This is a genomic window from Gordonia sp. N1V (assembly GCF_029269935.1).
Classification (GTDB): domain Bacteria; phylum Actinomycetota; class Actinomycetes; order Mycobacteriales; family Mycobacteriaceae; genus Gordonia; species Gordonia polyisoprenivorans.
In genome coordinates this window covers 134543-157659 of the sequence record NZ_JARJDD010000002.1, presented here as the reverse complement: position 1 = coordinate 157659, position 23117 = coordinate 134543, and the positions used below count along the sequence as shown (strand labels likewise).

Genomic DNA, 23117 nt, shown 5'->3' with positions numbered 1-23117 from the left:
CGCGACCGCGACCCGCAACCCCGTGACCACCCCGCCAACCGACCAGAGACGGAGTGCGCCCCCTTGCTCACTGTGCTGATCGCCCTGGCACTGAGCGCGCTCGTGGCACCCGGGATCATCCGCTGGATCGGCACCAAGGGCTTCTACGTCGTCGCGCTCGCCCCGTTCGGCGGGCTGCTCTGGGTGTTGACGCATTGGCCGGATTCCGACCGCGCACCCGAGGTCCAGACGCTGCAGTGGGTGCCGTCGCTGCACATGAACATCGTGATGCGGATGGACTCGCTCGCGGCGATCCTGTCGGTGCTGATCCTCGGCGTCGGCACCCTGGTCATCTGCTACTGCGCCCACTACTTCGACGACGCGCGACCACGCGTCGCGGTGTTCGGCGGCGAGATGGTCGCCTTCGCCGCGGCCATGTTCGGTCTCGTCACCAGCGACAACATGCTGGTCCTCTACATCTTCTGGGAGCTGACGACCGTTCTGTCGTTCATGCTCGTCGGCTACTACCGCATCCGTGCGACCTCGCGGCGCTCGGCGACGCAGGCACTGCTGGTGACCACGCTGGGCGGGTTGGCGATGCTCGTCGGCATCATCATGCTCGGCGAACGGACCGGCAGCTACCTGCTCAGCGATCTGCTCGCCCACCCACCGGCCGCGGGGGTCTACGTCGAGGTCGCGGTGGTGTTGCTACTCGTCGGCGCGCTGAGCAAGTCGGCGATCGTGCCGTTCCACTTCTGGCTGCCCGGTGCGATGGCCGCCCCCACCCCGGTCAGCGCCTACCTGCACGCCGCGGCGATGGTCAAGGCCGGCATCTATCTCATCGGTCGTCTCGCACCGGCGTTCGCGCCGCTGCCGAGCTGGCAGATCATGGTCATCGGCCTCGGCTCGTTCACCATGCTCCTCGGCGGCTGGCGCTCGATGCGTGAACTCGACCTCAAGCTCGTGCTGGCCTTCGGCACCGTCTCCCAGCTCGGGTTCATGGCGGTGCTGATGGGTATGGGCGACGCGAACGTGGCGATGGCCGGCTTGGCGATGCTGGTCGCACACGCCCTGTTCAAGGCGTCGTTGTTCATGGTGGTCGGCATCATCGACCACGCCACCGGAACCCGTGACATCCGCAAGCTGGCCCGCCTCGGCCATCGACTGCCGGTCCTGGCGGCGATCGCCGCGGTGGCCGGGGCGAGCATGGCGGGGTTGCCGTTCACGCTCGGCTTCGTCGGCAAGGAGACGGCGTTCGGCACCGTCTGGGAGACCGGGTCGCTGCAACCGTGGCAGGCCGAGACCGTCGACATCGTGTTGCTCGTCGGCTCGGTGATCACCTTCGCCTACACGTGCCGCTTCCTCTGGGGCGCGTTCGGACGCAAGGTCCGTAGGCTGCCGACCCGGGCCGTCGCCAAGATGCACCCACCGTCGCCGATGTTCCTGCTCTCGCCGCTGCTGCTGGCCGCGCTGGGCGTCATCGCCGGATTCTGGAGCGGATGGCTCGGCCACTGGTTCGAGCCGTACGCCGAGTCGCTGCCCGCCTACGGTCACGAGCTCGAGCACCTCGCGTTGTGGCACGGTTTCGGGCTGCCGGTGGTGTTCTCGGTCATCGTCGTTCTCGGCGGTGCGGTGCTGTTCCTGGTGTTGCGGCGCCTACGCGACGTGGTGTTCGGCTCGCGCCCGCTGATCAACGCCGACCGCATCTACGACGCCACCCTGCGTGGCGCCGACACGCTGTCGCTGTTGCTGACCCGCAACACCCAGCGCGGCTCGCTGCCGGTGACCCAGGGCGTGATCTTGTCGACGATGATCATCCTGCCCACCGTGATGCTGTTCCTCGGTAATCGGAACACCTTGGAGCCCAACGGTTTCGACTCGATGACCCAAGCCGTCATCGCGGTGATCATGGCGGCGGCGGCGCTGGCGACGGTGATCCTGCGCAACCGGCTGGCCGCGACCCTGGTGGTCGGGGTGACCGGTTACGGATGCGGCATGCTGTTCGCGCTGTACGGTGCCCCCGACCTCGCGCTCACCCAATTCCTGGTGGAGACGCTGACCCTGGTGATCTTCGTGCTGGTGCTGCGCAAGCTGCCTGCCGAACCCGAGCCGCGGCATGCGACCGGGTTCAAACCGCTGCGGGCGGCGATCGGTCTGGCGCTGGGCGTCTCGATCGTGGTGATCGGCATGTTCGCCGCCGCCGCGCGCTCGGCCCAGCCGGTCAGCATCTCGATTCCCGAGGTCGCCTACAAGTTCGGGCACGGCGCCAACGCCGTCAACGTGCTCCTCGTCGACACCCGCGCGTGGGACACCCTCGGCGAGGTGTCGGTGCTGATCGTCGCCGCCACCGGCGTCGCGTCGATGGTGTTCCGCAATCGCCGCTTCGGTGCTGCGCCGCGGGTGGCCGACGCCGCCCGACACTTCGGCATCACCACCGATGACGACGACGATCCGATCCCACCCGACCGCACGACGTGGCTCTTGGGCAGCGAGTTCCGCGACCCGCGCCACCGGTCGATGGTGCTCGAGGCGACAACCCGCCTCATCTTCCCGACGATGGTGGTGCTCTCGGTCTACTTCTTCTACGCAGGCCACAATTCGCCCGGCGGCGGCTTCGCCGGTGGTCTGACGATGGGTCTGGCGCTGGTGCTGCGGTATCTCGCGGGCGGACGCTACGAGCTCGGTGAGGCGCTGCCGGTGGAACCGGGTACCTTCCTCGGTGCCGGACTGCTCATCTCGGCGTCCACCGCGGTGACCTCGATGTTCCTCGGCGCCCCGGCGTTGTCGTCGGCGGTCTTCCAGATCACCGTGCCGGTCCTCGGCGACATCAAGTTCGTCACCGCACTGTTCTTCGATCTCGGCATCTATCTGATCGTGATCGGCCTGGTGCTCGACGTGCTGCGCAGTCTCGGTGCCCGCCTCGACGTCGAGAGCGGTGCCGGCTTCCCGAGCGGACCGCTGCGCCGCCAGGACGCCGGCGAGCGTCCGGGAGGTGCGGGCCGATGAGCGTCAATCTCGGCCTGCTCGTGGTCATCGCGATCATGATCGCCTGCGGTGCCTACCTGCTGATGGAACGCAGCCTGGTGCGGATGTTGCTGGGCCTGCTGGTCGCGGGCAACGGCGTCAACCTGCTGATCCTGGTACTGGCCGGCGGGATGGGCAATCCGCCGATCATGGGCCGCTCCTCCGAGGCCCGCCCGCACGACGCCGATCCGCTCGCCCAGGCGATGGTGCTCACCGCGATCGTCATCACGATGGGTGTGGCCGCGTTCATCCTCGCCATGGTGTACAGGCTGTTCGTGCTCAACCGCGACGAGGACGTCGACGACGACACCGAGGACGTCAAGGTCGCCACCAGCTCCCTGCAGTCGGCCCCGGACCGCGACCGCAGCGACGACCCGGTGACCGGCGCCGACACCAGTGCGGGTGACTTCTTCGACGACGAGGGCAACCCACTCACCGAGGAGGAGTACATCGCGCTGCACCGCGAACGGATCGAAACCGACCTGATGCCCGAGGACGCCGACGTCGTCGACGAACTCGCCACCGATGTCGTCGACGTCATCGAGACCGGCGAGGCCTATGCGGAGCCGGGCGGAAGCGGTACCGGCAATTCCGACGGCACGAGCAGCGATGACTCGGACGGGGGACGTTCATGATCCCCCAGGTCTCGTGGTTCCCGGTGCTCATCACCCTGCCGACGCTGACGCCGATGCTGGCGGCAGCTCTCACGTTGCTGCGCGGGCGCAACCCGCTGTTCCAGCGGATCGTGACCGTCTCGGCGCTGATCGTGACACTCGTCGCGTCGTGCATGATGCTCTACCTCACCAATGCGCACGGCACCTACTCGCTGGCGATCGGTGGCTGGGACGACAAGGGCCATCCGAACGGACCGTTCGGGATCACGCTCGTCGTCGATCAGCTCGCGGCGTTGATGCTGGTGGTGGCGACGCTGGTACTGCTGTGCGTCGTCGTCTACGCGATCGGCCAGGGTATCCGTGACGGTGCGTCCGAACAGCCGGTGTCGGTGTTCCTGCCGACCTATCTGATCCTGTGTGCCGGCGTGTGCAATTCGTTCCTCGCCGGTGACCTGTTCAATCTGTTCGTCTCCTTCGAGGTGCTGCTCGCCGCGAGCTTCGTGTTGCTCACCCTCGGCGCCACCGGCGATCGCGTGCGGGCCGGCGCGTCGTACGTGATGGTGTCGATGGTGTCGTCGCTGATCTTCCTGGTGGGGATCGCCTTCGCCTATGCGACCACCGGCACGCTCAATCTCGCCGAGATGGCGGTACGCCTCGATCACGTCCCCGACGGCACCCGCAACGCGCTGTATGCGGTGCTGCTCGTGGCCTTCGGGATCAAGGCCGCGGTGTTCCCGCTCTCGACATGGCTGCCCGACTCCTATCCCACCGCCCCGGCGCCGGTCACCGCGGTGTTCGCCGGCCTGCTCACCAAGGTCGGTGTGTACGCGATCATGCGCACCCACACCCTGCTGTTCCCCGGCGGATCGATGGATCCGATCCTGCTCGTCGCCGGTCTGCTGACGATGATCGTCGGCATCCTCGGTGCGATCGCGCAGTCCGACATCAAGCGATTGCTGTCGTTCACGCTCGTCAGTCACATCGGCTACATGGTGTTCGGTATCGCCCTGTCCTCCGAACTCGGGATGAGTGCGGCGATCTACTACGTCGCCCACCACATCCTGGTGCAGACGACGCTGTTCCTCGTCGTCGGACTCATCGAACGGCAGGCGGGGTCGGCCTCGCTGCGCCGGCTCGGCGGGCTGATCGCCAGCCCGGTGCTGGCGGCCCTCTTCTTGATCCCCGCACTCAATCTCGGTGGTATTCCACCGTTCTCGGGTTTCCTGGGCAAGGTCGCACTCATCCAGGCGGGTACCGAGAACGGGTCGGTACTCGCGTGGGCACTCGTGGCCGGTTCGGTGGTGACCAGCTTGCTCACCCTCTATGTGGTGGCCCGTATCTGGACCAAGGGATTCTGGCGTCCGCGCGCCGATGCCCCCGAGGGCGAGCTCTCCGACAGCGCACCGTCGGCACTGATCGACGAGAGCGCCGACATCGCCTTCGACGACCGCGAGGACGTCGGCCGCATGCCGATCACGATGGTCGTCCCCACCGCGCTGATGGTCGCCGCCGGGATCGCCCTGACCATCTGGGCGGGCCCGATCTTCGGGTTCACCGACCGCGCGGCGACCGACATCATGAACCGCGACGTCTACATCGGATCGGTGCTCGGGAGTGGCCGATGAGTGAGAAACATGAGAAGCAGCCGCGTGAGAACAGGCCCGACCGCATCGCCCCGGTCAAACCCGTCGGCAAGGGGCCGGTCAAGCGACTGCTGATCAACACCGCCCGCTACTCGGTGCTGTTCTTCGCCTGGACGACGGTCAGCGCGTGGGTGTGGCTGCACAACCGGCTGCGCATCCCGCGATGGCTGGGCAACGACAGCCGCGAGGCCGCGGTACGCCTGTGGTCGATCGCGTGGCTCACGTTCGTGTGGGTCTTGTTGTGGGGCACCGTGTCCTGGGCGAACATCATCGCCGGCATCGTGTTGGCCGTGGCGATCGGGGTGTTGCTGCCGTTGCCGCGGGTGCCCGTCGAGGGCCGTGTCCACCCGTTGACTGTGTTCGCACTGATCGGTCGGCTCATCGTCGACTTCTTCGTCTCCAGCGCGCAGGTGGCGTGGGTGGCCATCCGACCGGGCAAACCCCCCCTCGGCGCGGTGATGCGGGTGCGTGTCGCGATCAAATCCGACATGGTGCTGACGTTGGCCGTGGACTACCTGAACCTGGTCCCCGGGACGATGGTGCTCGAGATCGATCACCGCCGTCGCATGCTCTACGTCCACGTCTTCGATGTGCGCTCGGACAAGAAGGTCCGGCAGTTCTACAAGCAGGTGTCCTTCGTGGAGCGGATGTTCATCAAGGCCTTCGAGCGCGACAGTGAATGGCATCCGAGCCCCTATCACGGCATCGACGACGACTACCACCACGTGCGACCCGCCGACCGCGCGAGCGCCCAGGGTCTCGGCGACGGGAGCAGCCGATGACCGTCATGTGGTTCTTCATCGCGATCGCGCTACTCATCTCCGCGGTGCTGGTGATGGCCCGAATCCTGTTGGGGCCCACCACCCTCGATCGGCTGGTCGCGCTCGACGCACTGATCGCCCTGTGCATGTGCGGGCTGGCGGCGTGGACGGCCTACAGCGGTGACACGACGGTGGTGCCGGGCATCGTGGCACTGTCGCTGGTGAGCTTCGTCGGGTCGGTGGCCATCGCCCGTTTCCGAGTTCGGGATGATCAAGCATGATCGCCGACATCGTCAGTGCCGTCTTCCTGACCATCGGAGCGCTCATGGCGGTCACCGCCGCGATCGGCATCCTGCGCTTTCCCGACACGCTCTCGCGCATGCATTCGGCGACCAAACCCCAGACCCTGGGTCTGTTGATGATGCTGATCGGTGCAATGGTCAGCATCGGCGGCACACACGTCGACATGGGCATGCTGGTCCTGGCCGGACTGTTCGCACTCATCACCGCACCGGTGGTCGCCCACCGTATCGGCCGTCTGGTCTATCAGGAGCAACGCGCCCAGGACGGGCTGATGTCGCGGGACCAGATGGAGCGCGGGGACCGGGACTAGCAGTGAGGCAACGTCACCGCGGGTGGGTGACGATGATCTGCGCCGTCCGCCCGCTCCGCCACTCCACCCTGCGATCGGTGTAAAGCGTCGGCACCCACTCGGCGAGGTGAGCGTTGGCGATCGGCGCGGCACAGTGGGGTCGGGATCAACGGACCGGCGGGACACAAGTGTACGAAGGGATATCGAACTTACTGTCTCGCTGACTGCCGAGGCCCGGAGCCAGAGCGGATTGGCAGCTCGGGGGATCACGTCACCGCGCCGATCCCGTCGACGAGTGCGATCGCACGGGCTTCGGGAACACCCAACATCAGCAGACTCGTGATCGCGGCGGCTGCGGCGCCATCCCCGGCTGTGTCACCCCTGGCCGTGTCACCGTCGGCGATGGCGAAGACGGCTCCGTAGGCGACCTGACTCAGCAGGTTCGCAGGCAGGTACCGGGCAAACACACCGGCGTCCTGACCACGCTGGACGAGGTCGGCGAGCCGCTCGTCGATAGGCCCGAGCAGGGCGTGGATCGCTTCGCCGTATTCGCCACGACGCAACGCCACCAGCACTCGGTACCGATTCACCACCGGCCAGAGCCGGGACACGAATTCCGCCCATGCCGCATCCGCATCAGCGGCGTCGACGTCGGCGAGCACGGCGGTCATCTCGGTCACGGCGCGTCCGGTGAGCGTCCGGATGAGTTCGACCCGGGAGGGGAAGTGGCCGTAGACCGTTCGTCGGACAACGCCTGCCGCCGTGGCGATCTCACCCATGCCGGCATCGGGGTTGGCGCCCAGCACTTCGAGTGCGACGTCGAGGATGCGATCGCGCGTCTCGGCTGTCGAGCGCGCGCGCGAGGAGTCAGGGGCCATCTCACCATGTTTGCACACTGGTGTGCAGTGGAGTACGTTGCACACCAGTGTGCAACGAGACATCTCACTGCACCTCGACGCCCAAGGAGAATGGCCATGGCCGCACTGACACCCACCACACCGCCTACCACTGCGGCCGCCGTACGCCCGGTCACAGTCTCCTTCTCCGATGCCGAGATCGATGATGTGAAGCACCGACTCGCCCGGACCCGATGGCCGGATCCGGAGACGGTTGGCGATTGGTCACAGGGGGTTCGGCTGGAGAATGCCCGGTCCCTGGTCGACCATTGGGAGCACCGCTACGACTGGCAACGCCTCGAAGCCGAGCTCAATCGGTTCCCCCACTTCCTGACCGAGATCGACGGGCTCGACATCCACTTCATCCACGTCCGATCGACCGTTGCGAATGCGATGCCGCTGATCCTGACGCACGGATGGCCGGGCTCGATCATGGACTTCCTGGCCATGATCGGCCCATTGACCGATCCCGAGTCTTTCGGCGGGAACGCCGCCGATGCCTTCGACGTCGTCATCCCTTCCCTTCCCGGGTTCGGGTTCTCCGGCAAACCGAGCACGACCGGGTGGAACGTCTCACGCATCGCGAACGCGTGGGCGGAGCTGATGAGGCGCTTGGACTACACGGAATGGACTGCGCAGGGCGGTGATTGGGGTGCGGTCGTGACCACCGAACTCGGGGCCATGGCACCAACAGGGCTCCTCGGAATTCACCTGAACACCCAGTACGCCTTCCCCACCACGATTCCCGAAATCCTGTCACCCGACGAGCGTCGCGCCGTGGAGAGCCTCGCTCTCTACGCCGACAACCTCGGCGGGTCGAACCACCTTCAGCGCACCAAGCCCGAGACCATCGGGTTCGCACTGGCGGACTCCCCCGCCGGACAGGCGGCCTGGATCTACGAGAAGTTCCAATCCAAGACCGACAATCAGGGACTCGCGGAGGATGCCCTCGACATCGATGACATGCTCGACGTGATTTCGCTCTACTGGCTCTCCAACAGTGCGGCATCGTCCGGACGAATCTACTGGGAGAACGGCTCGGCCGGCTTCGCGGGCCCGACGCTGACGCTCCCGGTCGCGGTGACCGTTTTTCCCGCGGACATCCCACGCCTGCCTCGGACGTGGATCGAGGACACCTATCGCAGCCTCGTTCACTATGGCGAAGCCGAACACGGAGGGCACTTTGCCGCGCTCGAACAACCCGAGATCCTGGTCCGCGAGATCCGCGCCGGGCTGCGCAGCCTACGTTCCTGCCCCCGGCTCAGGTGACGTATCGCACCGAGGTCGCACCAATCCCGTTGAGGAACGCATCGGAGGCATGCGACGCTCGTGTCGCAGCAATCCTTCCGGGGATCACCGGTTCTCTGCCCTCACCGACACTGGCCGAGCACATCGCGCACGACGTCTTCGCCGCCCTCGACCCTCGCTATGCGCGACACCTGAGTCCGATGCGCGTCGACACCCAGACCCGCACCTGGCGGACAGTCGACGGGACCGACGTCGAGATCGTGGTGCAGTGGGCCAAACACATGCACCCCAACGGAACCTACAACTGGGTCACCGTCGGTCCCGGGGGGCGCAATCGTCGAGGTGGAACGCGAATCACACTGGGACTACCCAGCCGGACGGCGCGCCACCGAGCAGTGGGATCACGACGGGTGGATCGCCGCACGAGAGGGCACCGGACCCCAGTTGGCTGCGCCGAACGCGCTCGCGTGAGCCCTCACTCCAGCTCCGACACCACCGAGGCCACCACGTCACGCATGTCATGGGTCTGTGAGTACACGGCCCGCTGCCGCTGATAACTGGTGCCGCGCTCCGCGATTGCGGCGACCTGCGAGAGTTCGTCGAGGCATCGCAGGTCGGCGGCGACCGGCTCGAGCCGGACCAAGAGGTCGGCGAGATCGTCGGTGACCAGCCGCTCGTTGCAACGTGAGTCCAGGATGACGATCGCATCGAGGCCGTAACGTGCTGCGCGCCACTTGTTTTCCTGAACCAACCACGGCGCCATCTGCGGGAGTTCCTCGCCCGCCGACAGCCGGCGGTCGAGATCGACGACGAGACAATGGATCAGCGCGACCACCGCCGAGAGTTCGGTGAGGTTGGTCATCCCGTCGCACACCCGCACCTCGATGGTGCCCAGGTGCGGTGACGGCCGGATGTCCCAGCGGATCTCGTTGATGTGGTCGATGATCCCGGTCGTCTTCTGGTCGGCGACGAACGCCTCGAACTGGCTCCACTTCTCGAACTGGAACGGCAGCCCGGCGGTCGGCAACTGCTGGAACATCATCGCGCGGTTGCTGGCATAGCCGGTGTCCTGGCCCGCCCACATCGGCGACGACGCCGACAACGCCAGCAGATGCGGATAGTAGTTGAGCAACGACGACAAGATCGGTAACACCTTGTCGCGGTGGTCGATACCGACGTGTACGTGCACACCCCAGATGAGCATCTGCCGACCCCACCACTGGGTGCGTTCGATCAGTTCGGCGTATCGATGCCCCTCGGTGAGCAATTGCGTAGACCATTCGGCGAACGGATGAGTCCCTGCGCCGTACAGATCGACACCGAGCTCGTCGACCACGCCGCGCACCGCGTCCAGGGTGTGCGAAAGGTCGGCGACCGCCTCGGCGGTGGTGTTGCAGATACCGGTGACGAGCTCGACGGTATTGCGCAGCAGTTCCTTGTGGACCTTGCCGTCGAGCCCCGCATACCGTGCGCCGACCTCGGTGAACAGATCCGCCGCCGTGTTGGACAGATCGCCGGTGACCTTGTCGGTCAGCGCGAACTCCCACTCCACCCCGAGTGTCGGGGTCGGCGAACCGCGGAACCCGATGAGGGTGTTGACCGGCATCAGTTCAGTCTCGGGGCGCCGGGGAGAGGCGGCAGGCCTACTGCGCCGCCGAGATCTGACCGCACGCCAGACGCGCTCCGCCGTCACCGGTGCTCATCGTCTCCTCGTCCGGGCCGGGCTGACCGTTGGAGGTGTACCGATTGGGGATGTTGGCGAAGTTGTCGGCGTTCTCGTGGATGATGATCGTCTTGTTGGCGATCTGCGACAGATCCACTGCCGACGTCGAGGTCGTCGTGGAACCCGATCCGTCGGACAGGATGTTGATCGACACCAGGTCGCCACTCGACGGGTGACCGGTGTGACCGTCGACCTGCAGGTGTCCGCCCGCCGAGACGAACTTGTCGGCCGTGTTGCAGGCGCTGCCGGAGTGGATGTGCATCGCGTGGAATCCGGCGGGGATACCGCTGCCGGCCTTGACGGTGACGGTGACACCGAGCGCGGAGCCGTTGGGCCGGAAGACGGCCTCACCGATGTTCTTGCCGTCGGTGTTGATCAGCGAGGCGGTTTCGGTCTCGCCACCGCTGGCCGGGATGTTGTCGGCGTCCACGAGACCACCCTGGGGTGCCTGGTCACCGGTCTGCACCGCGGGGGTGGTGCCCTTCTCGCTGGTCGTCGGCTCGTTGGGAGTACATGCCGCCAAGGCCAACCCGACGGCACCCGCCGACGCGAGCACCGCGAGGGCACGCATGGTCGCAGAGCCTGCTTTCGAATTGACGGTCATCTCGCTCCTCGAGTGATGTGTGATGGGACACCGGCACCCATGCCGGCACAGATGTCGGCACTCGTGCCGGGGTCAATGCCGTGGGCCTCGGCACTGAAGTATGCGGGATCGGCGGTGCGAGTGCCTGATCGGGGGTGCCCGGGATTCCCGGGTGAGGTGTGCCGGGTCATCGCTGCACCGCGACGACGGCGATACCGCCGACGCACCTGCTGAAGGAACTCCCCAGGTTCGCGCGGGAGTCGACGGTGTAATCGTTGTCGAGGGCCTGGGCGATCTTGTCGGCCTCGTCCTTCTGCGCCGGCGACGAGTACACGACGGTGTTCTGCGAGAAGCCGCCGTCGTAGTTGCTCTGGGCGTTGATGCCGATCGTGGTGAAGCCCTTGCCCTTCAGTTCTTCGTCGACCTCGGTCGCCAGCCCGGTGACGGTGCCCGCGTTGATCACGCAGATCCGGGCGTTGCCGGCCGCCGAGGACGAGGTGCTCGCCGGGGCACTCGTGGTGCTCGGCACGCTGGACTGGGCGGCCTGCAACTGGGCTTCGGGATTGTCGCCGGACGTCGCCGCGTGATGCCATCCCAGGGCCACGAACACGATGGCGACCGCAAAGAGCACCATGGCCCCGGCCCGCAGTGGCAGGCGGTTCGACTCGCGATCAGCATTCATCACCGATGACCTTAACGCACATCGGCCGGTGCGCCCGCGACGCTGCCGCCGCCGCTAGGTGATCTCGAACCCGAGCCGACGCGCCGCGCGCGCCTTCTGCCGGGATGCCCGCAGCCGGCGCAGCCGCTTGACCAACATCGGGTCGGCGGCCAGCGCCTCGGGACGATCCACCAGGGCGTTGAGGATCTGGTAATAGCGGGTCGCCGAGAGTCCGAACAGTTCCTTGATCGCTTCTTCCTTGGCCCCCGCGTACTTCCACCACTGCCGCTCGAAGGCGAGGATGTCGTGTTCGCGGCGCGACAGACCGTCGGGTCCGACCGCATTGGGGTCGACCGCCTGCGCACCATCGTCGGGAGTGGTCACCGAATCCGGCCGATCACTCTGCTGCTTCTGGTCACGCGCTGCTGCGCCGTCCATCTCGCTCCCTCGAAGATCTCGCTGCAACACCTCACACCGCGCACTTTCCGACGAGCCGGCCATCGAGAATCACAGCGGTGTGGTTCGTGAATATCTAACCACGCACGGCACCAGCCGAGGTGGTGTGACTCGCGGGGGAAGCCGGCCCCGCTCACCCCGTCCCCGAGCCGTGCCGTGGCCCCGCCGTCACCGACGGTCGACGAATATTCGCGCACAGTAATCTGTCCCGCATGGCAATCCTCCCGATCTGCATTGTCGGCGAACCGGTCCTGCATCGCGCGACCGAGCCGGTCGAACTCGACGCGCAGGGACGACCCTCGGCGGAGATCGTGACCCTGCTCGACGACATGTACGAGACGATGGACGCCGCCAACGGTGTCGGCCTGGCCGCCAACCAGGTCGGGGTCGGCAAGCGGATGTTCGTCTACGACTGCCCCGACGGCGAGTCCCGGCTGTCCACGACGCGGCGTCGCGGCGAGGTCGTGAACCCCGTGCTGGAGACCTCGGAGATCCCCGAGACCATGCCCGACCCCGACGACAACGACGAAGGCTGCCTGTCGGTGCCCGGCGAGCAGTTCCCCACCGGGCGGGCCGACTGGGCGCGGGTCACCGGAGTCGACCGCACGGGCGCAGAGGTCGTCCTCGAGGGCCGCGGGTTCTTCGCGCGGATGCTGCAGCACGAGGTCGGTCATCTCGACGGCTTCCTCTACGTCGACGTCTTGGTCGGCCGCAACGCCCGCGCCGCCAAGAAGGCCATCAAACGCAATGGCTGGGGCGTACCCGGACTCACCTGGGTGCCCGGCGAGCAGGCCGACCCCTTCGGCCACGACGACGACTGATTCCAGGCGATGGCGGTGGGCGATGACGGACCCGACCTCGGCGCATACCGAGGCGACCGCGTCGTGGTGCGCTATCTGTTGGGCGAGGCAACTCCCGCCGATTGGCGCGACTGGCCCAACCCGGCTCCGGCACGCTCCGGTGGTCCCACCCAATCGGACGTGACCGGGTTTCTCGTCGACGACGGGGACCCCGTTCGACTCGACCGAAACGGCACCGTCGAAGAGATTCCGCGCGCGGCGATCACTTCGCTGCGGGTGTTGTCGGCGGTTCCTGTGCGCAACAGCGAGATTCGCGCCCTCGAGCACGCCGCGGCCGCAGCCTGGCCCGGCACCGAGCAGGCGTGGATCGAGGGCTGGTTGGTGCGGGCCGGTGCAGGCATCTCCCGGCGCGCCAATTCGGCCATCGCCCTGGACCGTTCGGCGCGCCTCGACCCGGCCACCCGATCGGCCATCGAATCCTGGTATGCCGCCCGCGATCTGCCGACGCTGATCGCGACACCTGAACGACTGGTACCACCGGGGGTCGACGGTGTGCCCGCATCGCCGGTCATCCACGTGTTGACCGCCGGGCCCACCACCGATCACCCATTCCCCGAACACCCGGACGTCATCCTGCGATCGACCCCGACCCCTGACTGGCTCCGGGCCTACCTCGGCCCCGCCACCGACATCGCGGCGGCCACGGCAGTATTGGGCGCGACCCTCGACGACGCGCCGGTGACCTTCGCCGCCATCGAGGATGCGGGCCGACCGATCGCGATCGGGCGCGGCGCGGTCACCGAATCACCCGACGGCACACGCATGCTCGGCCTGACGGCGCTGTGGACCGATCCGGCGCGACGCCGCGAACATCTGGGCGATGCCATGCTTACACGATTGCGGCGATGGGGTGCCGAGAACGGGGCCGCGCGCGCGTACCTGCAGGTCGAGTCCGGCAACCGGATCGCCGGCACCTGGTATCGCGCACGCGGTTTCGCATTGCACCACCGCTACCGCTACATCGAACCACGGACGTCGTCGTGACCGGCGGGCCGAGAGGTCGCGGCGCGGCCGGCCCGAGTCCCGCTCGGCGTCGGCGGCAGGCGGTGATCTCCGCGGCGGCACTGGTGGTGATCGCCGTCGTCGTGATCGTGACATGGGTGATCGACAACTCCCACGACGGCTCCTCGTCATCGGGGGTCTCGTCGTCGGGGGTCTCGTCCACATCTGCCCCGTCGAACACCCGGGTTCCCGCCCGGGTGCGCCAGACCCTGGCGCTCGTCGATGCGGGCACATGGCCTGCGGCGGCCAACGCACCGGGTACCCGCGGCGGAATCGTGTTCCGCAACAACGAAGGTCGGCTACCGTCGACCACGTCATCCGGAAAGGCGATCACCTACCGCGAATGGGACGTCAACCCGAAGGAGCCGGGCCGATCCCGCGATGCGGAGCGCATCGTCACCGGCAGCGACGGATCGGCCTGGTACACCGACGACCACTATCAGACCTTCGTACTCATCAGGGGCCCGACTTCATGAAGACGCGGAACACATGACAACACAACAGGTGTCGCTGCGCGAGTTCCTGATCGGCGCCGCCGGGCGTGGACCGGCGGTGGGGTTGATCGTGGGCCCCGATGGCGTCGCCACCCACGACGTGCCCCGACCGGACGGTTTCCGGGTGCGGGTGATCACCGGCACCCGACTGACCACTCGCCGCGATGTGTTCGACGAGTTCGCTCGAAGTTGGCGATTCCCCGACCATTTCGGGCGCAACGCCGACGCCTTCGACGACTGCATGCGCGACCTCGATCAGCCCGCGGGAATCACCGGATTCCTCACCGTGCTCACCGACGCCCAGCACGTGCTGCCGCACGCCGACGACACATTCGCCTGGTTCGCGCGATCACTGGTGTTCTACCGGGATCACTACCGCGACATCGCCGATCCCCCGTCCACATTCGCCGTGTTGCTCTCAACGCCGGTGGCGGCACGCGGGGCCACCCTGGCGCGGTGGCGGGCCACCGGCATCGCCGTCGCGTCGGTGATCCCGGACAGCTGAGGGATTCCCGACCGCTGGTCTCGGAGGCTCTACTGCCCCGCCGCGCGGGCCAACGCCGGACGCAACCGGTCGAGGATGTAGACGGTGGCGTTCGGCGACGGCTCGTTGAGTCCGGTGATCTGTACCTGATCCATCATCGACACCGCGCCGGTCTTCACCGAGGTGAGGTTGCGGTATCCGGGCAGCCCGACGAGGCGGGTGCGCAGGGCGTCGGACTGGGTGGCCATCACCAGGACGTCGGAGTTGAGCCACGGCAGGTTCTCGGCGCTGATCTGGAATCTCGGTTGTCCGGTCGTCGTGCTCTGTTGCACCAGCCGGGGTGCCATCGTCAGTCCCAGTGAGGTGAAGAGTTTGCCGGCCCCGTCCTGCGGGTCACCGAGGACCGAGATCTGGTCGGACCCATACATGTAGGCGAACGAGTATGTCTTACCCTTCAGCCCCGGGTACTCCGCGGCGACGGCGTTGATCTTGGCGTCGACGCCGGAGATGATCTGGGTGGCCTTGTCCGGCAGGTGCAGGATGGTGCCCATCAGGGTGACCATGTCCTGCCACGGATCGACCTGCGCCCCACTGATCTTGTCGATGGTCGGCGCGATCTTTGTCAGTTTGTCGAAAACCCCACTCATGGAGGCGAATCCGGGCGCGACGATGAGATCGGGTTTGAGGTTGGCCACATCGGCGACGATGTCGCCGTTGGGGTTGAGCGGCGTGGAGTCAGCGAGTTTGGTGCCGTACCACGGCGGGAGTTGCTTGGCGGTGGCCTGGATCGCGTCGTAGTAGCCGACCGGTTTCTGCCCGAACGACAGCAGCACATCGGTCCACTGCCCGCCGAGGGTGACGATCCGCGTGGGGGTCTGCGGGATCGTCACCGACCGGCCGTCGGGCAGGTTGATCTGCACGGAGCCACCGGAAACCGACTCGTCGGGCGACGAGCAGGCGCCGAGTCCGATGATCACCGCGGCGGCGATCAATACTCCGAGCAATGCCCGCATCCTGGCCATTCCGGCGCTCACACCGAGCACGGGATCATGGCGTACGAGGCGATACCGCAGACACTCTCGTTGGACAGCTTCCACTTGCCGTCCAGCCAGAGCCATCTCATCGGTTTGTAGCGAGACCCGTTGCCCACCAAGGACATCTGAAGCTGCGCATTCATCGTGGTACCGCTGACGGTCACCGGGCCGATGATCTGATAGCTGAACCCGGAATTGGGATATGCGGCCAACAACCTCGACACGGCGTCGACCGAGGTCAGTGCCTGCTGACCGCCTTGGAGTTCGGCGGCGCGGGTGGCGCGGGGTGCGCCGGTGTTCATCACGAGCTTGATCTTGGTGGTCAACTGCGCCGGCGTCAGTGCCGCCGGGGTGACCGCCGCGGGCGCGGTGGCCTGCGGTGCGCCGGCTTGCGGTGCAGCCGGCTGCGCGGGAGCCACCGCGGTCGGGGTCACGGCACCGGCCGCCGGCGGGACGGCCTCGGTCGGAGCCGCGGCGGGCACCTGACCTGCCGGCGCCTGTGCCGAGGGCGCCGCTGCACCCGGTGCCGCCGGTGCCTGCGCGGTTTGCGCGCCCCCGAGGTTCACCACCGTCGGCTGCGCGGCCGTGTTCTGCAGTCCGTTGCGGTTGTCGACCAGGAGCAACCCGACCACCCCGATCGTGACGATCAGTGCCGAGATCACCGCGGCGACACCCGCCGACGCCAGCACCGTGGGCCAGTTGAGGGACGAGCCGCCCGACACGTCCTCGTCTGGGCCTTCCAGATCTTGACCCTCCGGATCTTGGCCCTCCGGCTCTACCGGGGCGATCTCTGCGGCCGCGGCTGCGTGCTGCTCGGTCGGCTGGTCGTCCCCGTACGGCGCATCGAAACCGCGGCTCTCGTACGCCTGACCCGAATAGCCGGGTGTCGCCCCGAACCCCTGTGTCCCGAACCCCTGTGTCACTGTCGTGCTCCTGTCGTGGCGGCAGGAGCTTCGCTCCCCCGAAGCCCCTGTTCAGGAAAGGCTAACCTGCCTACGGCATCAAACCCAAGCCCGGTTTGTGGGGATGGGCGGGATTCATCCGTATGGAGTCATCCGTCCGGCCTCGCCTGTCCCCGGCCGGCGAATGATCAGGACGGGGCCGCGTCGACCTGCCAGTACGCCAACGCCTTGACACGCTTCTTGCCGAGCCCGAATCCGGTGCGGAACACCTCGGCGACGACCCGGGTGTTCACCGAATCGAGTGCCACCCAACCGAAATGGTCAGGTTTCGCGGTAGCCGCGGCACGCACCGCCTCGACGAGGGCGCTCCCGTCGGCGCCCCGCTCGATCCAGTGGATGGTGTCCTGCGGACGCAACCGAACCGGTAGGTCACGGTCGTCGTCGTGGGAGTACTCGAACCAGATCGTCGCGCCGACCTGCGGTCCCGACGCGGCACTGAGCGCGTCGAGGAGCGAGTTGATCGCGGGAAGCGACGCCGGGTCGCCGGCGACGAGCCAGCCGGCGGGCGCCGGTTCGGGGATCGCGAACTTGGAGCCCATGAAGGTGGCGCTGATGGTGTCACCAGGCTTGGCGGCCAGCGCCCATCGCAGTGCCGCACCGTCGTGGACGGCGAACTCGATGAAGAAACTGTCGGTCGCCGGATCCGGGTCGGCGAGGGTGTAGCCACGCTGATGGGCCTTGCCGTTCGATTCGAACCACAGCCGCACCCACATCGTGGGATGGACGGGCCGATCGGTGAGCACACCACCGCCGGTGAATCCGAGCCGAATGTAGTGCTCGGTGATCTTCTCGGTGCTGGTGACCGTGAACTCGTAATCGTCGGCACGCAGCAGTTTGAGAACCGCCCCCTGCCACCCGCGCGACGGCGCCTTGTGTGTGGTCTCGGCCATGGGAAACGGCCCCTTTCCTCGAACGTCGGTGTCGAGGTCAGGGTAGCCTAACCAGCGCCCGGGCGTTACGGCTAACTGTTGCCAGCCAGGAGGTTGTTGACGTCCTGGAGTTGCTCAGGGCCGAGCGACGCGCTCGAGAAGGGCAAGGAGCGTGGCGCATTCCTTCCGGGTCAGGTTGCCGAACACGGCATCTTGGACCTCGACGATGGTGTCAGCCAAGCGTTTGGCCGTCCGCTGGCCATCGCTGGTAAGCGACACCAGTTGACGGCGCCCATGGCTGGGATCTTTGGCACGGGAGACCAGGCCGCGGTCTTCGAGTGCTCGGACGGTGTGAGTGACGTCTCGGGGGTCCAGGGCCGCGGCTGCGCCGAGGTCCGTCTGGCTCAGCTGGTCAGCAGCGGCAAGCGCCGACAGACACCGATACTCGTACCCGTTGACGCCCTCTTGTGCAAGCAGTGCCAGAAGCACTTGGTGCGACCTGGTCGCAGCCGAGCTCAAAATCCAAGTGGGCAGGGAGGTGAGATCTGGCGGCACGGCGTTGCCTCCTGTTGGTGATACCAATACAGTATTGGTTACACCAACATCTTAGGAGAACTGATGTCATCTGCGCGCCCCTTGCCCACCGTGATCGGACCTACCGAGAACGCCTTGCGTGCGCTTCTGGCCCGGGCCTTGTCGTCAACCCTGATCCCCGGCTATTCGGCTTGGGTTGTCCTCAATGCCGTGAGTGCTGCGAGGCCGGGCAACAACTGGCGGGAGCGGACGGCAGAAGGACTCAAGGCAAACCCGGACGACCTCGAGGTCGTGCTCGACGAGCTTCGCTCCGCAGGACTGGTCGACGGCGGCGAGGTGCTGACCGCGAGGGGAGCCGACGAGCTCGCCGCCACGCGAGCGGCGGTAACTGAAGTGACCCGCGGCCTTGTCGAGGGAATCGACGAGGCCCAGCAAGAGACGACTCGCCAGGTACTCGACGCGATCCGACGAAAGGCGGAAGAGCTGCTGAGCGCGTGAAGCGGATGAACGACCTGACGCGGGCGTCCCGTGGCCACCAGGAGGGTACGGGAGCGGGGCTCGTTCTGTTCGGTGCCGTTGAGGTGTCCGATTGACCGTCACGTATCGCATCGCAACGCCCCGCTGACACTTGAAGGTCGTCGACGACTGATTGAACGGACTCGCACCAGGCCGATCGCGCACGTCGCTGCCGAGATGGGGATCTCCCGTGCGACGGCCTCGAAGTGGGTCAACTGGTACCGGCGCTTTGGAGAGCTCGGCCCGGTCGACCGCGCGTCCACAAATGGTCGGCATCTCGAATCACCTTCGAGCTCCAGATGGACGGGTTGACGATCAGTCGCCGTACAGTGACCCGCCACCTCGCGGTGCTCGGCCTCAACCATCGCCGGTTCATCGACCCCGATGGCGAGAACAGCCGCAAGCCACAGAAGTTCGTCGCCAAACGGCCCGGGCACATGGTCCGCATCGAACGTGAAGAAGGTCGGACGCATCCCCGACGGCGGAGGCTGGCGCACCCACGGCAAGAACAGCGACCGCGCCCGACAGGTTTGCGCGCCGCAAAGGCAAGTCGGAGCGCGGCGGCTACGTCTACCTGCACTCCGCCATCGACGGGTACTCCCGGCCTCGCCTACACCGAGGCCCTGGAAGGCATCAGCGGATCACGCCCTACACGCCACGCCACAACGGGAAAGTAGAGCGCCACAACCGGATCATCTCCGAGGAGTTCCTCTACGCCCGTACCTGGATCTCCGAGGACCAACGCCGAGAAGCCCTTGGCGTGTGGAACGTCCACTACAACTACCACCGGCCACACAGCGCCGCCGACGGAGAACCACCAGCGTCACTGCTGCCGACCGGCGTAAGTAACGTGCTTGCCTCTTACGGCTAACAGTTCAGACCGGTGCCATCGGCACAGTTCAGACCGGTGCCATCGGCACAGTTCACACCGGTGCCATCGGCACGATGCCGGGATGGCCGTCGAGGAACTGTTTGGTGAATGTGCACACCGGGCGTACGCGGGCGTTCTGATCCCGGATGAATGCCAGGGCCCCGCGGGTGAGCCGCGTGCCGAGACCGTGGCCGGTGTACTCGTCGTAGAGGACGGTGTGCAGCACGGTCACCGTGCGCTGACCGTCCTTCTCCTCGATCGAGTAACCCAGGACGCCGACGAGATCGCCCGCAACCCAGAGCTCGAATCGCTCCCGATCCGGATTGTGCACGACCTGGGAGATCTGCTGCAGAATCGATTGCGCCGACTGCGGCGGGCGATGCCGGTGTTTGCGATTCATGGTGTTCATAACCCCTCATCACGTCGCGGTGACACGACAACGAAATTCGAGTCGTCGGCGCCCCTCCGACGACGGACCCACCTCTGTGATCCGGGTCACACCATACCCTACGGTTACGTAGGCGCAAGGCGTCGCGATGAAACAACCTCAGGTCAACCCGGTTACGAAGGTGACAACACGGCGGGGGTTCCGGCGCCGGCGAATCCGGGTATGGTGTCGGGTGCGCGCTTCGTCGCGCACAGCTCACACAACTTCACCACGCGGGGGCTCCCACGATCCGGGGGCTGAGAGGGCGACTGGCGGTCGCCGACCGCCCGAACCTGTCCGGGTAATGCCGGCGTAGGGAGAACGCTCATGGGCACACGTGTATCCACCACCGAGGCCGTCGACAACGACACCCTCACCACCGGCCCGATTCAGGGCAGCACCAAGCACTACCTCGAGGTCGACGAACTGCGGATTCCGCAGCGACGCATCCACCTCACCAACGGCGAGCATCTCGACGTGTACGACACGTCGGGGCCCTACACCGATCCACGGGAGAGCATCGACGTCGCCAACGGCCTCGCCCCGACTCGTGACCAGTGGCAGCGCCCCGCCCCCATCGACGGCGCTGCCACCCAATTGGCCTGGGCCCGAGCGGGTCTGGTGACACCGGAGATGCGGTTCATCGCTGCGCGCGAGAACGTGGAGGTCGAGGTGGTGCGCCGCGAGGTCGCCGCCGGACGGGCGGTGATCCCCGCCAATCATCGTCATCCGGAATCCGAACCGATGATCATCGGCAAGGCATTCGCGGTGAAAGTCAATGCCAACATCGGCAATTCGGCAGTCACCAGCTCCATCGCCGAGGAGGTCGAGAAGATGGTGTGGGCCACCCGCTGGGGCGCCGACACCATCATGGATCTCTCCACCGGCTCCGACATCCACATGACCCGCGAATGGATACTGCGGAATTCGCCCGTACCGGTCGGCACGGTACCCATCTACCAGGCACTGGAGAAGGTCAAGGGTGACCCGATCAAGCTGACCTGGGAGATCTACCGCGACACCGTGATCGAGCAGGCCGAGCAGGGCGTCGACTACATGACCGTGCACGCCGGGGTCCTGCTGCGCTATGTCCCGCTGACCGCACGCCGGGTCACCGGCATCGTCTCGCGCGGCGGATCGATCATGGCCGCCTGGTGCCTGGCGCACCACGAGGAATCGTTTCTCTACACACATTTCGACGAGCTGTGCGAGATCTTCGCCCGCTACGACATCACCTTCTCCCTCGGCGACGGTCTACGGCCCGGGTCGATCGCCGACGCCAACGACGAGGCGCAGTTCGCCGAGTTGCGCACCCTCGGCGAACTCACCACGAAGGCGAAATCTCATGGTGTGCAAGTGATGATCGAGGGTCCGGGCCACGTACCGATGCACAAGATCGCCGAGAACGTGCGCCTTGAGGAAGAACTCTGTTCCGAGGCACCGTTCTACACGCTGGGCCCGCTGGCCACCGATATCGCACCCGCGTACGACCACATCACCTCGGCGATCGGCGCGGCGATGATCGCACAGGCCGGCACCGCGATGCTCTGTTATGTGACACCCAAGGAGCATCTGGGGCTGCCCGATCGTGACGACGTCAAGGTCGGCGTGATCACCTACAAGATCGCCGCGCACTCCGCCGACCTCGCCAAGGGGCATGCCCGCGCACAGGAACGCGACGACGCATTGTCCAAGGCGCGCTTCGAGTTCCGGTGGACCGACCAGTTCAACCTCGCCCTCGACCCGGACACCGCTCGCGAGTACCACGACGAGACGCTGCCCGCCGAGCCGGCCAAGACCGCCCACTTCTGCTCGATGTGCGGTCCCAAGTTCTGCTCGATGCGCATCTCCGCCGACGTCCGCGCCTATGCCGAGGAGAACAATCTGGTGACCGCCGAGGACATCGACCGCAAGATCGCCGAGGAGATGGCCGCCAAGTCGGCCGAGTTCACCGATGCGGGTGGCCGGATCTACCTGCCGATCGACGCCGGGAGTTCTACGTGACCGACGTACCCCTGTTGCCCACAGCCGCACCGGGATCGACACCCGTGCGGGTGCTGACGATCGCCGGGTCGGATTCCGGTGGTGGTGCAGGCATCCAGGCCGATCTGCGCACCTTTGCCCTGTTGGGGCAGCACGGATGCGTCGCCGTGACCGCGGTGACCGTGCAGAACTCACTGGGCGTCAGCGGTTTTCAGGAGATCAGACCGGATGTGGTGGCCGCGCAGATCGATTCGGTGGTCTCCGACATCGGCGTCGGCGCGGCCAAGTCCGGGATGCTCGCCTCGGCACCGATCATCGCCGCCGTCGCGCAGGCGTGCGCCGATGCCGGCATCGGCCGCGACGCCGGCATCCCGTTCGTTCTCGACCCGGTGTGTGCGTCGATGCACGGCGATCCGCTGCTGGCCACCGAAGCCCTGGACACGTTGCGCACCACGCTCTTTCCGCTGGCCACCGTCGTCACCCCGAATCTCGACGAGGTGCGGCTGATCACCGGTATCGAGGTGGTCGACGAGTCGACCCAGCGCGATGCCGCGCGGGCACTGCACGATCTGGGGCCGCAGTGGGCCCTGGTGAAGGGGGGCCATCTCCGGTCGAGCGATCAGAGCCCCGATCTGCTGTTCGACGGCGCGGAGTTCCACGAGTTCACGCACGCGCGCGTCGACACCGGCCACGACCACGGAGCCGGTGACACATTGGCCGCGGCCACCGCATCGGCGCTCGCCCACGGCTGTTCGGTGCCCGAGGCGGTGGCCTTCGCCAAGCGCTGGGTGACGCGCGGACTCGAGGCCGCCTACCCCCTCGGCGCCGGCCACGGTCCGGTGAACCCGCTCTGGCGGGTGGAGATCACCCCGGAAGCGCCAGCGCGGTGACCATGGCGCGC

General features: G+C 66.8%; 25 protein-coding genes, 1 pseudogene and 1 riboswitch. Of the genes and pseudogenes, 16 read left to right on the top strand and 10 right to left on the bottom strand.

Annotated elements, in window-relative coordinates:
• Positions 1-63: 63 nt before the first annotated feature.
• From P3L18_RS03210 to mnhG, 6 genes are read left to right on the top strand one after another with little or no spacing between them, the layout of a single operon-like run.
• Positions 64-2985: a Na+/H+ antiporter subunit A gene (locus P3L18_RS03210; protein WP_079931228.1), complete on the top strand. Its 2922-nt coding sequence runs from the start codon at positions 64-66 to the stop codon at positions 2983-2985.
• Positions 2982-3638: a Na(+)/H(+) antiporter subunit C gene (locus P3L18_RS03205; RefSeq protein WP_006372429.1), complete on the top strand. Its 657-nt coding sequence runs from the start codon at positions 2982-2984 to the stop codon at positions 3636-3638. The genes P3L18_RS03210 and P3L18_RS03205 overlap by 4 nt, the downstream gene beginning before the upstream one ends.
• Positions 3635-5242 (top strand): Na+/H+ antiporter subunit D, encoded by a 1608-nt coding sequence (locus P3L18_RS03200; protein WP_079931227.1) that lies wholly within the window; start codon positions 3635-3637, stop codon positions 5240-5242. Before P3L18_RS03205 ends, P3L18_RS03200 begins: the two co-directional genes overlap by 4 nt.
• Complete coding sequence (locus P3L18_RS03195) at positions 5239-6042, top strand: Na+/H+ antiporter subunit E (RefSeq protein WP_079931226.1); 804 nt, start codon at positions 5239-5241, stop codon at positions 6040-6042. Before P3L18_RS03200 ends, P3L18_RS03195 begins: the two co-directional genes overlap by 4 nt.
• Entirely contained in the window at positions 6039-6302 is a 264-nt protein-coding gene (locus P3L18_RS03190) for a monovalent cation/H+ antiporter complex subunit F (RefSeq protein ID WP_006372426.1), read from the top strand. Before P3L18_RS03195 ends, P3L18_RS03190 begins: the two co-directional genes overlap by 4 nt.
• Complete coding sequence (gene mnhG, locus P3L18_RS03185) at positions 6299-6634, top strand: monovalent cation/H(+) antiporter subunit G (protein WP_006372425.1); 336 nt, start codon at positions 6299-6301, stop codon at positions 6632-6634. The genes P3L18_RS03190 and mnhG overlap by 4 nt, the downstream gene beginning before the upstream one ends.
• A gap of 245 nt (positions 6635-6879) precedes the next feature.
• Here mnhG and P3L18_RS03180 read toward each other — a convergent pair whose 3' ends face one another.
• Positions 6880-7491, bottom strand: a complete 612-nt coding sequence (locus tag P3L18_RS03180) for a TetR/AcrR family transcriptional regulator (protein ID WP_006372424.1) — start codon at positions 7489-7491, stop codon at positions 6880-6882.
• A 96-nt stretch (positions 7492-7587) separates the two neighbouring features.
• Here P3L18_RS03180 and P3L18_RS03175 point away from each other — a divergent pair, with 96 nt between their 5' ends.
• Together P3L18_RS03175 and P3L18_RS03170 are read left to right on the top strand one after the other, a co-directional pair.
• Positions 7588-8778, top strand: a complete 1191-nt coding sequence (locus P3L18_RS03175; RefSeq protein WP_276113215.1) for an epoxide hydrolase family protein — start codon at positions 7588-7590, stop codon at positions 8776-8778.
• Positions 8779-9099: 321 nt separating this feature from the next.
• Entirely contained in the window at positions 9100-9228 is a 129-nt protein-coding gene (locus tag P3L18_RS03170) for a hypothetical protein (protein ID WP_276113214.1), read from the top strand.
• Between the two features lie 4 nt (positions 9229-9232).
• On the opposite strand, the gene P3L18_RS03165 is transcribed toward P3L18_RS03170, so the two are convergent.
• The 4 genes from P3L18_RS03165 to P3L18_RS03150 form a co-directional block, all read right to left on the bottom strand.
• Positions 9233-10363 (bottom strand): glutamate--cysteine ligase, encoded by a 1131-nt coding sequence (locus P3L18_RS03165; RefSeq protein WP_014358831.1) that lies wholly within the window; start codon positions 10361-10363, stop codon positions 9233-9235.
• 37 nt (positions 10364-10400) lie between these two features.
• Entirely contained in the window at positions 10401-11084 is a 684-nt protein-coding gene (locus tag P3L18_RS03160; RefSeq protein WP_276113213.1) for a superoxide dismutase family protein, read from the bottom strand.
• Positions 11085-11250: 166 nt separating this feature from the next.
• On the bottom strand, positions 11251-11745 hold the full coding sequence (locus tag P3L18_RS03155; RefSeq protein ID WP_276113212.1) for a LytR C-terminal domain-containing protein: 495 nt from the start codon (positions 11743-11745) through the stop codon (positions 11251-11253).
• 54 nt (positions 11746-11799) lie between these two features.
• Positions 11800-12162, bottom strand: a complete 363-nt coding sequence (locus P3L18_RS03150; RefSeq protein WP_006372418.1) for a DUF3263 domain-containing protein — start codon at positions 12160-12162, stop codon at positions 11800-11802.
• A 230-nt stretch (positions 12163-12392) separates the two neighbouring features.
• Between P3L18_RS03150 and P3L18_RS03145 the strand changes: the two genes are divergently transcribed.
• The 4 genes from P3L18_RS03145 to P3L18_RS03130 are packed head-to-tail and all read left to right on the top strand — an operon-like array spanning position 12393 to position 15041.
• A complete protein-coding gene (locus tag P3L18_RS03145) occupies positions 12393-13001 on the top strand; it encodes a peptide deformylase (RefSeq protein ID WP_006372417.1) in 609 nt (202 codons plus the stop codon).
• 9 nt (positions 13002-13010) lie between these two features.
• Positions 13011-14024: a GNAT family N-acetyltransferase gene (locus P3L18_RS03140; RefSeq protein WP_276113211.1), complete on the top strand. Its 1014-nt coding sequence runs from the start codon at positions 13011-13013 to the stop codon at positions 14022-14024.
• Positions 14021-14518: a ribonuclease domain-containing protein gene (locus P3L18_RS03135; RefSeq protein WP_276113210.1), complete on the top strand. Its 498-nt coding sequence runs from the start codon at positions 14021-14023 to the stop codon at positions 14516-14518. The genes P3L18_RS03140 and P3L18_RS03135 overlap by 4 nt, the downstream gene beginning before the upstream one ends.
• A gap of 13 nt (positions 14519-14531) precedes the next feature.
• A complete protein-coding gene (locus tag P3L18_RS03130) occupies positions 14532-15041 on the top strand; it encodes a barstar family protein (protein ID WP_276113209.1) in 510 nt (169 codons plus the stop codon).
• A 29-nt stretch (positions 15042-15070) separates the two neighbouring features.
• On the opposite strand, the gene P3L18_RS03125 is transcribed toward P3L18_RS03130, so the two are convergent.
• The 4 genes from P3L18_RS03125 to P3L18_RS03110 form a co-directional block, all read right to left on the bottom strand.
• Entirely contained in the window at positions 15071-16033 is a 963-nt protein-coding gene (locus P3L18_RS03125) for an ABC transporter substrate-binding protein (RefSeq protein ID WP_276113413.1), read from the bottom strand.
• Between the two features lie 17 nt (positions 16034-16050).
• On the bottom strand, positions 16051-16977 hold the full coding sequence (locus tag P3L18_RS03120) for a hypothetical protein (protein ID WP_276113208.1): 927 nt from the start codon (positions 16975-16977) through the stop codon (positions 16051-16053).
• A gap of 167 nt (positions 16978-17144) precedes the next feature.
• Positions 17145-17906 (bottom strand): siderophore-interacting protein, encoded by a 762-nt coding sequence (locus P3L18_RS03115; RefSeq protein ID WP_006372411.1) that lies wholly within the window; start codon positions 17904-17906, stop codon positions 17145-17147.
• A 114-nt stretch (positions 17907-18020) separates the two neighbouring features.
• Positions 18021-18374, bottom strand: a complete 354-nt coding sequence (locus P3L18_RS03110) for a MarR family transcriptional regulator (RefSeq protein WP_020172429.1) — start codon at positions 18372-18374, stop codon at positions 18021-18023.
• A 129-nt stretch (positions 18375-18503) separates the two neighbouring features.
• On the opposite strand from P3L18_RS03110, the gene P3L18_RS03105 reads away from it, so the two are divergent.
• Positions 18504-18917, top strand: a complete 414-nt coding sequence (locus tag P3L18_RS03105; RefSeq protein WP_006372409.1) for a hypothetical protein — start codon at positions 18504-18506, stop codon at positions 18915-18917.
• A 90-nt stretch (positions 18918-19007) separates the two neighbouring features.
• Positions 19008-19806, top strand: a pseudogene (locus P3L18_RS03100) (integrase core domain-containing protein).
• Positions 19807-19858: 52 nt separating this feature from the next.
• Here P3L18_RS03100 and P3L18_RS03095 read toward each other — a convergent pair.
• Positions 19859-20206 carry a GNAT family N-acetyltransferase gene (locus P3L18_RS03095; protein ID WP_026920356.1) on the bottom strand — a complete coding sequence of 116 codons (348 nt, stop codon included), beginning with the start codon at positions 20204-20206 and terminating at the stop codon, positions 19859-19861.
• 250 nt (positions 20207-20456) lie between these two features.
• Positions 20457-20570: riboswitch (TPP riboswitch) on the top strand.
• Between P3L18_RS03095 and thiC the strand changes: the two genes are divergently transcribed.
• Entirely contained in the window at positions 20561-22237 is a 1677-nt protein-coding gene (gene thiC / locus P3L18_RS03090; RefSeq protein WP_276113207.1) for a phosphomethylpyrimidine synthase ThiC, read from the top strand. Its footprint overlaps the riboswitch before it by 10 nt.
• Complete coding sequence (gene thiD, locus P3L18_RS03085) at positions 22234-23106, top strand: bifunctional hydroxymethylpyrimidine kinase/phosphomethylpyrimidine kinase (protein ID WP_276113206.1); 873 nt, start codon at positions 22234-22236, stop codon at positions 23104-23106. The genes thiC and thiD overlap by 4 nt, the downstream gene beginning before the upstream one ends.
• Positions 23107-23117 lie beyond the last annotated feature (11 nt).